Source organism: Fodinibius sp. AD559 (assembly GCF_052712805.1).
This window is the reverse complement of record NZ_JBQPVW010000006.1, coordinates 91,198-103,695: the sequence shown is the minus strand read 5'-3', so window position 1 is coordinate 103,695 and position 12,498 is coordinate 91,198. Positions and strand designations below refer to the sequence as shown.

General features: G+C 42.7%; 10 protein-coding genes. 7 read left to right on the top strand and 3 right to left on the bottom strand.

The features are described 5' to 3' along the window. Nucleotides 1–182 precede the first annotated feature (182 nt). Nucleotides 183–1,058 (top strand): succinate--CoA ligase subunit alpha, encoded by an 876-nt coding sequence (gene sucD, locus ACQ4LT_RS11735; RefSeq protein WP_445666243.1) that lies wholly within the window; start codon nucleotides 183–185, stop codon nucleotides 1,056–1,058. 242 nt (nucleotides 1,059–1,300) lie between these two features. On the opposite strand, the gene ACQ4LT_RS11730 is transcribed toward sucD, so the two are convergent. After that, a complete protein-coding gene (locus tag ACQ4LT_RS11730; RefSeq protein WP_445666242.1) occupies nucleotides 1,301–2,842 on the bottom strand; it encodes an N-acyl-D-amino-acid deacylase family protein in 1,542 nt (513 codons plus the stop codon). Nucleotides 2,843–2,977: 135 nt separating this feature from the next. Between ACQ4LT_RS11730 and ACQ4LT_RS11725 the strand changes: the two genes are divergently transcribed. The 6 genes from ACQ4LT_RS11725 to ACQ4LT_RS11700 all read left to right on the top strand — a co-directional run bounded on the left by ACQ4LT_RS11725 (nucleotide 2,978) and on the right by ACQ4LT_RS11700 (nucleotide 9,773). Then, nucleotides 2,978–3,301, top strand: coding sequence for a hypothetical protein (locus ACQ4LT_RS11725; protein ID WP_445666241.1), 324 nt, complete (start codon nucleotides 2,978–2,980; stop codon nucleotides 3,299–3,301). An 83-nt stretch (nucleotides 3,302–3,384) separates the two neighbouring features. Further along, nucleotides 3,385–3,891, top strand: coding sequence for a hypothetical protein (locus tag ACQ4LT_RS11720; protein WP_445666240.1), 507 nt, complete (start codon nucleotides 3,385–3,387; stop codon nucleotides 3,889–3,891). Nucleotides 3,892–3,958: 67 nt separating this feature from the next. Further along, nucleotides 3,959–6,220 carry a TonB-dependent receptor gene (locus ACQ4LT_RS11715; RefSeq protein WP_445666239.1) on the top strand — a complete coding sequence of 754 codons (2,262 nt, stop codon included), beginning with the start codon at nucleotides 3,959–3,961 and terminating at the stop codon, nucleotides 6,218–6,220. Between the two features lie 81 nt (nucleotides 6,221–6,301). Beyond that, complete coding sequence (locus ACQ4LT_RS11710) at nucleotides 6,302–6,613, top strand: hypothetical protein (protein WP_445666238.1); 312 nt, start codon at nucleotides 6,302–6,304, stop codon at nucleotides 6,611–6,613. 50 nt (nucleotides 6,614–6,663) lie between these two features. Beyond that, nucleotides 6,664–9,084 (top strand): TonB-dependent receptor, encoded by a 2,421-nt coding sequence (locus ACQ4LT_RS11705; protein WP_445666237.1) that lies wholly within the window; start codon nucleotides 6,664–6,666, stop codon nucleotides 9,082–9,084. A 113-nt stretch (nucleotides 9,085–9,197) separates the two neighbouring features. After that, nucleotides 9,198–9,773 carry a DUF4168 domain-containing protein gene (locus ACQ4LT_RS11700; protein WP_445666236.1) on the top strand — a complete coding sequence of 192 codons (576 nt, stop codon included), beginning with the start codon at nucleotides 9,198–9,200 and terminating at the stop codon, nucleotides 9,771–9,773. A 73-nt stretch (nucleotides 9,774–9,846) separates the two neighbouring features. Here the strand turns inward: ACQ4LT_RS11700 and ACQ4LT_RS11695 are convergent, their stop codons facing one another. Together ACQ4LT_RS11695 and ACQ4LT_RS11690 are read right to left on the bottom strand one after the other, a co-directional pair. Next, complete coding sequence (locus tag ACQ4LT_RS11695) at nucleotides 9,847–11,061, bottom strand: sensor histidine kinase (protein ID WP_445666235.1); 1,215 nt, start codon at nucleotides 11,059–11,061, stop codon at nucleotides 9,847–9,849. Continuing rightward, nucleotides 11,058–12,122, bottom strand: a complete 1,065-nt coding sequence (locus ACQ4LT_RS11690; RefSeq protein WP_445666234.1) for a cobalamin B12-binding domain-containing protein — start codon at nucleotides 12,120–12,122, stop codon at nucleotides 11,058–11,060. The genes ACQ4LT_RS11695 and ACQ4LT_RS11690 overlap by 4 nt, the downstream gene beginning before the upstream one ends. Nucleotides 12,123–12,498: the final 376 nt, after the last annotated feature.

Genomic DNA, 12,498 nt, shown 5'->3' with positions numbered 1-12,498 from the left:
AATTAGTAATTAAAAGATGAAATTAATCCAGCAATTACAACTTTTAAACCACCTTCAAGAGAATAATTCCAAATTTAAAATTCTTAATTCGTAATTAGTTCTTAACTTTTGCCAAATCATGATGATGTCGGTATATTCCGACCGACTTAAGGAAATTATTTTAACTTAATTTAGGAAAGTTCATGAGCGTACTTGTAGGTAATGATACTCGATTAGTTGTACAAGGAATTACCGGCGGCGAAGGAAGCTTCCATGCCGAACAGATGATTGACTACGGCACCAATGTGGTGGCAGGTGTTACGCCTGGAAAAGGCGGACAAGAACACCACGGGCTACCCGTTTATAATACGGTGGCCGATGCGGTGAAAAAAGAAGATGCCAATACATCGGTTATCTTCGTGCCCCCCGCTTTTGCCGGTGATGCGATTTCTGAAGCTGCTTTTGCAGGAATAGAAACCATTATCTGTATTACGGAAGGTATCCCTGTTAAGGATATGGTTACCGCCAAGCAGATTGTTAACAGTCATGGAGCAACGCTCATCGGACCCAACTGCCCTGGCGTGATTACCCCCGGCGAAGCCAAAATTGGAATTATGCCCGGCAATATTTTTATACCCGGTAATGTGGGTCTTATTTCTCGTTCCGGAACACTCACTTATGAAGCTGTTGATCAGCTTACAAAAGCCAATCTCGGACAAAGTACCGCAATCGGTATTGGCGGTGATCCGGTTATCGGGACCACACACACCGATGCTGTAAAACTTTTTGAAGCTGATGATGATACCGAAGCTATTGTACTGATTGGAGAAATCGGTGGTACGGCAGAAGAGGAAGCAGCAGCTTATATCGAAGAAAATGTAGATAAACCTGTTGTAGCATTTATCGCAGGTAGCACAGCCCCTCCGGGCCGACGCATGGGCCACGCCGGTGCCATTATTTCTGGCGGAGAAGGTGGCGCTGATGCCAAGAAAAAAGCGCTGCGTGATGCAGGTGTAACTGTTGTTGACAGTCCCGCTGAAATAGGCATCACACTTAAAAAACTTTTAAAAACAGCCTAACTATCCAACTCGTCCGGTCATAACATCTGATCGGACGAGCTTTTTTTACTATTTCCGAATTTATGACCTACTTCATTTTTGGATTCGCAGTTGGTATTTTCGTCAGCGGACTAATTGAAAAATATCATAAAAATGAAGCAACAAACTGGATAAATTCGTCTTACCTTTTCCTGATCAGCGGCATCGCCTTTGTTATCTACCTATATTTAGACTGGTCTACCCTCCGACAGGTGTTTGATAATCTATTTTCCTGATATACTTCTATCTCTTAGCACTTGCCCCTTCCTTTCTCCATTAAATTTACCACCTTCTCTCACAAGCGTACCATTTACCATAATCCAATCGAAACCATCAGCTAATTTATGGGGGTTGGTAAACGTGGCTCTATCCTGAACATCTTTGGGATCAAATATCAACAAGTCAGCTTTCATCCCTCCTTGTATACGACCCCTATCTTCTATTCCGAGTGTTTTCGCCGGTAAGCCGCTCATTTTATAAATGGCTTCTTCAAGACTAAGTAACTCTTTTTCATTGACATAGTACCGAATCACTTTTGCAAAACTCCCATAACCTCGCGGGTGATGCATCGTCGGACTCCCATCCGAACTCACCATCACACTTTCACCTAACATCAGTCGATCCTGAAGCTCCTGATCCATCACAAAATGAGCCGCAGAAGCTGACTGTGGTCCCATCTCCATTAGCAAATCAACCGCGGATTTGTTTTCCTGATCTGCAGCTTCTTTGAGCGTTATTCCAGCAAATTCACCCGACCCGAAGAGAATGGCTTCCGGACCATTACGCTGGGCTACTTTATTTTCCAAAAATTGACGAAGTACTTCGGGACGCTCCTGCAAGGCATTCTTCCACTCTGATTCGGTTTTAGCCCAATCTGGAAATACAATGCCAATCCCGGTAAAACTGGCCGAATATGGATATATATCAGCCGTTAGATCAATCCCCTGATTGCGAATTTTACTAATATAATTCAGGATTTCTTTTGCCCGATCAACACCTTCTCCGTACACTACTTTTAGATGCGATGCATGAACGGGAGCATATTTACCTTGCATAGCAAGCTCATCCAACGAGGATTCAATTTCAGAATTATCCTCGCTGCGCATATGACTCATAATTATGCCATTTGCATCACCAACAACTTTGGATAGTTCTTCCAGCTCATTCTTCTCGGCATACATGCCTGGCACGTATTCCAATCCCATGCTCATCCCAAATGCCCCGGCATTCAAATCCGATTGCAATAGTTTCCGCATTCGCTTTAACTCTTTTTGCGTAGGATTCTGTTTACCGATATTTACCTTGGAACGAATGCTCCCATGTCCCGAAAACAGCACTATATTAACTGCGGAACTTTTCGCCTCGACCTCTGCAAACCATTCATTTAAGGCTCCCACAGCAGGCGAAGAGCCATCTTGTCCCAGCACAATAGTCGTAACTCCCATCGCCAGAAAGTTGTTGAACTCCGGTGTTTCCAACGGATCACCATGGGCATGCGGATCAATAAAGCCGGGAGTAATAACTTTTCCGGAAGCATTTATAACATGTTCTGCTCGAATGGTATCAGCATTCACCTCCCCGATATAACCAATAGAATCACCGCGAACTAAAACATCAGCCTTGTAGGAAGCTTCTCCAGTTCCATCCACAACTGTGCCTTTTGATATATGCCAATTCCACTGCTGCTGTGCCAAAGCGGAACTCGTCCATAATATTCCTAATGCAAAAAATAAAACTGAACGTTTGATGAGTTTCTCCAAAATCATATAACTCTTTTACTGAATTAACTGTATCGAATAAAACTAAGTTTTACGAATAGTATAAACTTATAGCCTCAGAAATATTTTTTTACGTACTTTAATTTGGTTCACAGACGTTAGTGTAATAATTTGGGAACTACTATGTTAAAGCGTAGAATTAACATATCGACCGGATTCTTGCTGATCCTCCTTCTGGGTATCAGCCTTTCTTTTTCTACGTTACACTCCCACCATAACCTGGAGCTTCACAATTCTTCAGAATTTGCTGATACGGGACATTGCATTACCTCTGATGACACACTTTGTCCCATTTGTGCCAATCTTATCGAACCTGAATTTTTATCGGTAATTGAATCGAGCACTCCCTTTTTCAAAACCGAAGGGCTTATCATAGTTACTGATGATAAAGTACGTTCAGGTTCTATTATCAGTAATCGAGGCCGCTCTCCTCCCCTTCTTGGTTAATAACCGGTCTTTTTAAAAACATGGTTAAAGCATGATGGTCGTGCTGTAACCATAACCCACCTTTAGATATAAAACCAAGAACAATGAATATTTCTACAAATATTTCAAACAAACTAATTGCGTTAACTTTTACCGTTGTAATACTTTTTGCTGGATGTAATAACCTTGCCAGCAATGATGATGACCACGAAGAACATACTGAACCTGATACGATTGAGTTTCTCATAAATGGAGATGTTATAGTTTCCTATACCTATTCAAGTAAAATCACCGAAGGTCAATTCAACGTCACTGTAGGTGAGCAAACGCCATTAATTACCGCTGAATTTAAAGATGAAGACGGGAATGAAGTTCATGATGAAGACCTAAGGGATGAGTACAGTTTAGACTGGGAAATAGCCAATGCTGACATTGCCGAAGTCGTACAAACAGACTCAGATGGACGCTGGCAATTCCATATCACAGGTAAAGCTGCAGGAGAAACCGCTGTTAAATTTACCCTTGATCATAATGGTCATCCAGATTTTCAAACCCCAGGTACAGAACAAGATAATGCGATAACCATACAGGTAACAGAATCAAGTCAATAATAAATACAGCCGAAGATATTATTTATTTCCGGCTATTTATTTTCCCACATCACTTAATAAGACTATTATGGCAAAGTCTTTTAAATTAGTTTTCATCTTCATGGCTTTGGCATTCTCTTGGTTACTGCCACAGTTATTAGCTGCATCTGAACTTCCAAACAATACTCTTACGGGCGTTGTTATCGACGAAGAAACAGGTGAACCCATCAGCTATGCCTATTTATTTATAGAAGGAATTAATCGCGGGCAAACCACACACAGTGATGGTACCTTTACATTTAAAAATATTCCAAGCGGAACCTATAGCATTAAGATGCAGCGGATTGGCTATCAAACACAATCACAAACCATTGAGGTACCGGCCAATGATACACTTAGAATTACTCTGTCAATGACACCTACCATTCTAGATAATGAGGGCATAGAAGTTGTTGGACACCGTCATCAACAAAGCAGCAATCACTTAGAAAATGCAACGCAAACTATATCGGGGCAAACTCTGCGGCAAAACCTCTCTTCCACGCTGGCTAATACACTGGAAGATATACCGGGATTGAGTACGCGGTCGATGGGGGCCGCACCCGGACGACCGGTTATGCGCGGCCTGGGTGGTGAACGACTAATGATTTTACAGGACGGTGAGCGAACCGGCGATGTATCATCACAATCTTCTGATCATGCTGTCACATTAGACCCAATGTCAGCAGAGGAAATTCAAATTGCGCGTGGTCCAACGGCCCTGGAATATGGTTCCAATGCCATTGGCGGAGTAATAAATGTGGTCCGAAACCAAGTGCCCTCAAGTCATCCCGATCATATCCATGGAACGGCCACCCTGCAGGGAGAATCAGTGAATACCGGCGGCGCTTCAGGAATAGAACTTCTTTCCCCACTATCTAAAAACTTTGCATTAAAAATTGACGGAAATCTTCGTTCTGCACGTAATACTAACACCCTCAACGGCAATCTTGAGAATTCAGGGATATTTTCTACCAACAACTCCGTGGGTATCGGCTATATCCGTCCCTGGGGACATGCGGGACTTGCTTCCAGTTTGTACCTGAATAATTATGGAATACCTCCTGACTCCTTGGGCGGACATCCCAACGGCGTAAATATCGAGATGGAAAAACTTCAAATTGAAGGTAAGACTGAAATTTTTGTGAACAACTCCGTTTTCGAAAAGCTGCAAATTGATCTCTCTCATAAAAGCTATTATCACCAGGAAATTGAGTCGAGTGGTATTGTTGGAACCGAATTTGGTGTTTTAACCAGCAATGTCTCTTTAAAAGCTGATCACAAAGCACTTGGCATTTTTGACGAGGGAAAGTTCGGAGTCTGGGCCGAGCGGAAAAACTATGCTGTAAACGGAACCCGAACACCGGACTCAGACTCGTACAGCCTCTCAGGCTTTGTGATTGAAGAAATGGATATCGGGCCACTGCATCTCGAACTTGGAGCACGTATCGATCATACGACCTCACTACCCGATGTAGAAAACCAATTTATCCAAGGTCGGGAAATTCGCGATCGAAGCTTTACCGCCCTGGCAAGCTCTGCCAACGCCGTTTATGACTTCGGCGGTGGCTTTTTTACGGGAGCAAGTATCATCCATTCATTCAGAGCTCCCTCCCAAGAAGAGCTTTTTTCGCAAGGACCACACCTTGCATCCTACTCTTTTGAGGTTGGAAATCCCGACCTTGATCCCGAGCGAGGTCTCGGCAAAGAAATCTATTTCAGGTATCGAAGCTCCGATCTACGTGCTGAGTTCACCGTTTTTCACAATAGATTTTCCAATTACAACTATGCCCGCAACACCGGTCAGCGATCTTCCCAAAACCAATCACTTTTCATATATCAATTTACCGGTACTAAAGCAGTACTTTCGGGTATCGAATTTAGCTCGCAGTTTAAGTTGTCTAGTAATTGGGCTTTGTCAACTTCAGCAAGCTATACGCACGGCAAGCGTAAACCTTTTGAAAGTGAGCAAACAAATATCAGCGAAGAATGGAAGCCATTACCTGTAATTCCACCATTTAAAGGAAAAATTGAACTCTCTTACACCTATGACAAGTTGAAAGTTGGAACCAAAACTAAAATTGCTGCTGCCCAAAAACGTACCGGTGAATTTGAAACGCCCACTGACAGCTACACTGTTTTCAGCGTATTCAGTCAGTATCGATTTGAAAAGTGGGATCTGCTCCACACCATATCGTTAAACGCAAATAACATTTTAAACACCACCTATCGTAATCATCTATCGCGTATAAAAGAAATTTATCCCGAACCGGGCCGCAATATCTCATTGCTTTACCGGCTGTATTTTTGATCTGAAGAATGATCACAGATCGACTTTTGCTGTGCAACTTTAAAATCAACCAAATTTTGTTTCAGTACTTTTAAACACTCAATGACACTACGCCCAACCATAACGAACCGTGCATTCCTGCTGGTGGTTGGACTATGTCTTATCGGGATTTCATTCCACATTCACGACGAGATTCCGGTGCACTCTGGGCAACATCAGCTTGAACACCACATCAGTCTCGACCAGCCGGATTGCCTGGCATGCCTTCACCTACTCCAAAGCCTGCCCGCCCAACCCCAGACGGGAAGCACCCTAAGTTTTCAAAACCATACTTTTCTACTTCAAAATCAGCTTTTTGCAGGAACAGGTGATTCTCACCGTATTTCAAATAAGTCCCCGCCGAGAACCATATAACAAATAACACTCAATTCACTCACAGACTTATTTGAAATTAAATAATTGCTATGTTGCATCGATTAACAACCAAGATTCTATTATTTATAGCCTTTTTATTAACTACAGGGTTATTTACTTCATCCCTGCACGCCCAAAATCAAACCAATAATACAGCTATTATTACAGGTACTGTTACCGACGTCAATGAAGTTCCTATACCGGGCGTCAACATTGCTTTTATTGAACTGGGAGAAGGAACATCAACGAAAACGGACGGAAAATATCGGATAGAAAATCTCCCCTCTGGTACCTATTCTCTTACCTTCTCTTTTGTAGGATACACTTCTCAAACCAAAGAAGTGTCTCTCCGAGATGGTGAAATTACCACCCTTAATGTCACCCTCCAGCAACAGAGATTGCAATCAGAGACCATTACCGTAACCGGCACACCTTACGAATCAGATCCCCTTACAACACCTGCAGATGTTGATATATTAACAGGCAATACCAAATTTTCCCGTCAGCAAACTTCGCTGGGTGCAACCCTCGAAGAACTGGCCGGAATTTCCACTATCTCAACAGGAACTCAAACAGGCAAACCGGTTATTCGTGGACTTAGTGGTAGCCGCGTGCGTGTGCTCGATGACGGAGCTGCCATGGATTACCAACAGTACGGTGTACGCCACGGGCCTAATGTTGATCCGTTTACCTCAGAACGTATCGAAGTGGTACGAGGCGCCGCAAGCGTACAGTACGGATCGGATGCGCTGGGCGGAGCCGTCAATGTGATCTCAAATTCACTACCAGACGCAATCGATTCCAATCCCTTCTTACAGGGAGAAACACTCGGTGAGTTTTCATCCAACAATAATGAACTGGTCGGGGGACTACACTTTAATGGCGCTACCGGGCGATGGGGCGTTACCGGAACCATCATTCGTCGCTCTGCCGGTAATATGAAAGCACCCGACGTGCCTACTTTCCAGGAAAGCAATAACACCTCTGCCCCCAAGTTTTCTGGGGAATTAGACCATACCGACTATGATCAACTAAATGGCAGCTTCGGGATTGGCTACAAAACGGGAATTGGGCAAATTTCCGGAGAATATACCCGTTGGCAAAACAATCACAATTTCCTGCTACCCAACGGTCGTGGACTGGGACAAAATTTAGAGAATAACTCTCTGCAGATTGAGGGAAATCTGGATCTGGGGAGTGGCTTCAACTTAAATCCTCAGTTTACCTATAGCCAAAATCTGCGTCAATCCAATCCGGGCGGAGCCAATGCCGAACCGCGGAATGAGCTACCTGATGAAGGCTTTGCACACTTGGATATCCTGCTAAATAGTTATACTGCAAAAACAGATCTCAAACATCCAGCTGTAGGACCCTTCTCAGGTACCGTCGGTGTTGAATATAAGTTTCAAGATCAGGATACGCGCGGTATTGAACCCTTGGTACCTTCAGCTACTATTCAGAATATGGCAGCTTTTGTTTTTGAACAGGCCGAGATAAATAATTTAACGCTCTCTTTCGGAGCGCGCTTCGACGCACGTTCTCAGGAAGCTGAACCAAATGCTGATCTCAACCTGCCCGATGTAAATGCCGGTGAAACGGATAACGTACTGGATCAATCTTATTTTGAATTCAGCGGTTCTGTTGGAGCTACCTATCAATTTACCGAGTCTTTGGCTTTAGCCGGAAATATAGGACGTGGCTTTAGAGCCCCCAGTCTTTTCAATCTCCACGTTGATGGCGTTCACGGGGGTATTGCTGCCTACCAGGTTGGAAACCCATATCTGGATTCCGAACGGTCACTTACCACGGACTTATCCCTTCGCTGGCGATCGGAAAAGGTACAGGCCAAAGCTACCGTCTATCGAAATGCCATCGATAATTATATGTTTTTGGTTAATACCGGTGAATTTGCTGGTCCTAATAACGACGGTCCGCCTATTTTAGAATTTGTACAGGGCAGCGCCCGATTAGTCGGGGCCAATGCTGATCTCACCGCACAAATACTACCCTGGCTGCAATTATCAGGAACCTTCGAAACAGTCATCGGCCAAAACGTGGACGAAGATATTTCGGAAGTTGACGACCTGCCGCTTTTACCCCCAACAAAACTAAGTGGCAAGGTAAAAGTGATGCGTTCATCAATAGGTAAACTTGATAATGCCTTTTTTAGTGCAGGCATACAATATGCATTAGCAAAAGAAGCAGCCGGGCGCTACGAACCATTTTGGCAGTTTGGCAATTCGCCTCAATTTAGCGACTTTGGAGTCGCTTCTACCGATGCCTACACCCTATTTAATGCTACTGTCGGTGCGGAAGTATCTCTCTGGAATCGCCCCATTGCGCTGCAGTTATCCGGCAATAACTTATTTAATAATGCTTATAGAGATTTCTTGGATACCTACAAAGGATATGCGTTAAGTCCCGGTAGAAATATCACATTGCGAATAAAAGTGCCATTCACTGTTTTATAAATACGGGTCAAAATAAGTCCGAATTAATAATTGATAATTACAAGGGAATAAAGTTAGTTTAACCCCGTTCGAAAAGTGACGGATGAACAAAACATAATTTTATTATCTAAGTAATGACTAATACTCTCAAATACCTTTCTACTATTCTATTGGCAGTCGCACTCATCGGGTGTCAAAGTGATTCGACCGAGGAAACACCGCAAAAACAGCAGCAACAACAGGCTCAACAGCAAGGACCTATAGGACAAATGCAGCAACAGCAGGCACCTAATGTTGATGTATCTGATGAAGAAGCTGCCACCTTTGCCGATGCAGCCATGAAGGCGCAACAAGTACAGATGCAGGCACAAAAACAAATGATGGGCATCATTCAGGATGAAGGACTTGATATTCAGACCTATCAAAAAATTGCGCAATCTAAGCAGATGGGACAAGGTGATTCTACGCAATTCAGTGATAACCAAATGAAAAAATTTGATGCGGCTACTTCTTCTATTCAAGAATTGCAAACTGAAATCCGGGATAGCGTAACAAAAGCTATCGAAGATGCCGGTATGAAAATGCAACGTTTCCAAAATATTAGTCGTGCCGCTCAGCAAGATTCTGCGCTGCAAATGCAAATTCAGCAGCAGATACAAAAACGAATGGGATCACAAATGCAACAGCAACAACCCGCTCCACAAAATTAAAAATAACGTATCATTTAACCTTGAAAGTCCGCTGTTAATACACAGCGGACTTTTTTATTTCGAACGACTTTTATCAAGAAATGTTAATATAGAAGGTTGATCCTACGCCAACTTCACTTTCCACCTCGATGGTCCCTCCGTGGGCTTCCACAATATGTTCGACAATAGCCAACCCAAGACCTGTGCTTTTTTCTCCCGCCGTAGCCTCAACACTAATGTCTGAAAATGGTTGAAACAACTTGTCGATCTCCTCTTCGGGAATACCTTGGCCATGATCCTTGACATACACAGTAACATCTCCTGTCTCATCTACAGGGTTAATGCCCACCTCAACCTCAGTGCCAGGATCCGAATACTTAATAGCATTCGACAAAAGATTATCGAACACTTGTCGAAATTTATGACAATCAATGTCCTTGCTGACTGATGAATCGGGCAGATGCGTTGTTATAGCGATATCTTTTTTCTGAGCCGAAGAACGACTAAGTGAGACAATATTCTCAATGAAATCAACAAGATCACAGCTCTCTTTTTCCAGGGTTATATCTCCGGATTCAAGAGCAGACATATCGAGCATATCTTCTATAATGTGCACCATATACTCGCTCGATTCTTTCATTTGTTTGATCATCTGAAATTGGTCTTCCGTAAAATTCGCCTCCCCTTGAAGGTGATCGTCTAATAAAAAGTCGGCATAATTTACGATGACATTCAACGGATTCCGAAGATCATGGGCCGCCATTCCCATGATTTGATTCTTGCGTTCATTCGCACGCTCAAGTTCCGCCGTCTTTTTCGTGAGTTCGCGCTGCATATTGGCCAGCTCATTATTGAGCCCACTCATTTTATTATACAATGCCCGCTCATCTTCCTTAGGTTCATCGGGCTTCCCCTGCTGCTCCTTCATAAAGGCCCGTAACCTATTTATCGACTCGTTGTTCATCTCCATCAGCCCATTTAGAAATTGCTCACTATCATCCCGGTTGTCCGTCCCTATTAACACGTTTTTGCCGTCAATCCTAATGCCGGAAAAGCGAAACAGGCTAATTTCACCATCATTTTTAATATGCAGTTCCCAGTTATAGGCCATATCATTCGTTTTAATCCGTGCAAGAAACTGGTAGGCTTTGGAAAGGCTATCACTGCCCACGCAATCAATGAAAGAAATAGTCTCGTTACTGTTTGATGAACACAAGTGGTAGGAATCTCGGATCACCTTTTGAAGGATTCCTTCATCATTTACAATGATAGCAATTCCATTGGGAACGTCTTGATGTTGTTTACTCAATTTGCGATCAGTTTATTTGCGGTTTCAATGGCATCATCAGCAGATTCTGCCCAACCATCAGCGCCAATTTTTTTCCAGAGGTCGGGGATTTTTTTAAACGGATATCCTCCGACTATGACTTTTACCTCATCGAGCTTACGATCATCTCGCAATATTTGAATCAGGTTTTTAGCCTTGCTGATATGCAACGGAATGGTAACTGAAATAGCCAGTACATCGGCATTATTTTCTTTAATCGACTTTATCAAATGATCATCAGGCATATTAGCTCCTAAATAGTAGGTATCCCATCCTTCCATCTCAAAGAAATCCGTCACCATGCGAATCCCGATTTCATGAAGTTCATCGGCCACCGAACACGCGACCAGCCGTTTATCGCTCTTCTCCATGGCAAATATTTTGGGATACAATCGTGACATAATCAGCTGTGTAGCAGCAGTACAATAATGCTCTTGTGCTACCGTAACTTGATTTGTCTGCCAAAGAGCACCAATCTCATACTGTGTCTTTTGAAAAATATGCTCGTATATATCTTTTATAGATGTTCCATCTTCCACCAGTCCTTCAATAAGATCTGCTGCTTTCTTACGCTTACCGGCCAGCAACAAATCCAAATAGGTCCGTGCCTCTTCATCAAGAAGATCATCAGAATTAAAAAATGTTATCCTTTCTATATCCCTATCTTCCAAATAAGAAAGCCCCTCATTAATAATATCAACCAGAATTGCAGCTTCTTTATCCGGCAATAACTTTTCTATTTCTTCTCGTATAACTACAATATTATCAACAAGATCGCCTTTAGGAATATCCTGTTCTTGCTGCCTGGTTCGTGCCCAATTCAAGTAATTATTAAACAGTTCCTTACTATCAATACGAACGGCCTGCTCCAAGTAATCGAGGTGCGAAATGGTATCCTCATAGCACTTTGTTCTCCCCTCTTCTCCGTAGCGCTCAACCAGTTCTGGATGACGTTCAAAATGCCCAGAAGTAACCAAATCAGCCAGCTCATTTTTATGAGCTATTAACTTTTGTACCACTTCGCGTTCAGATCCCGGCATCATATGATCTCTTTAAGAGTTATATCATAAAAACAGTTGAGTGTAAAACTCCGTCTTACCAGCACTAATCCTTAGGAATATTCTGACGTGATTCGCTACGATGATTATCATACCAATGATGGAATGACTTCTCATCCTTCCAATGTTATCAGCCAATATTCTACGGGGGGTTAGCCTTTTCAGTGAAATAACATTAAATTCACATAATTATCGACGTCTTCAACCAGTTCTGGACGATTCCTAAATGCCTCCGTACTTCAGCTTCCGAATAATTCGCTAATAATTATATTGCTAACTTTCCTAAATACTACTACCTAAAGATAAAGCTCCTTTCTATTATTTATTAATATAACATTTATAAAATTTAATATTAAAATAG

Bases quoted from the DNA above. Each gene is read 5' to 3' on its own strand.
- sucD (WP_445666243.1), top strand. From the start codon at position 183: ATGAGCGTACTTGTAGGTAATGATACTCGATTAGTTGTACAAGGAATT.
- ACQ4LT_RS11730 (WP_445666242.1), bottom strand. From the start codon at position 2,842: ATGATTTTGGAGAAACTCATCAAACGTTCAGTTTTATTTTTTGCATTA.
- ACQ4LT_RS11725 (WP_445666241.1), top strand. From the start codon at position 2,978: ATGTTAAAGCGTAGAATTAACATATCGACCGGATTCTTGCTGATCCTC.
- ACQ4LT_RS11720 (WP_445666240.1), top strand. From the start codon at position 3,385: ATGAATATTTCTACAAATATTTCAAACAAACTAATTGCGTTAACTTTT.
- ACQ4LT_RS11715 (WP_445666239.1), top strand. From the start codon at position 3,959: ATGGCAAAGTCTTTTAAATTAGTTTTCATCTTCATGGCTTTGGCATTC.
- ACQ4LT_RS11710 (WP_445666238.1), top strand. From the start codon at position 6,302: ATGACACTACGCCCAACCATAACGAACCGTGCATTCCTGCTGGTGGTT.
- ACQ4LT_RS11705 (WP_445666237.1), top strand. From the start codon at position 6,664: ATGTTGCATCGATTAACAACCAAGATTCTATTATTTATAGCCTTTTTA.
- ACQ4LT_RS11700 (WP_445666236.1), top strand. From the start codon at position 9,198: ATGACTAATACTCTCAAATACCTTTCTACTATTCTATTGGCAGTCGCA.
- ACQ4LT_RS11690 (WP_445666234.1), bottom strand. From the start codon at position 12,122: ATGATGCCGGGATCTGAACGCGAAGTGGTACAAAAGTTAATAGCTCAT.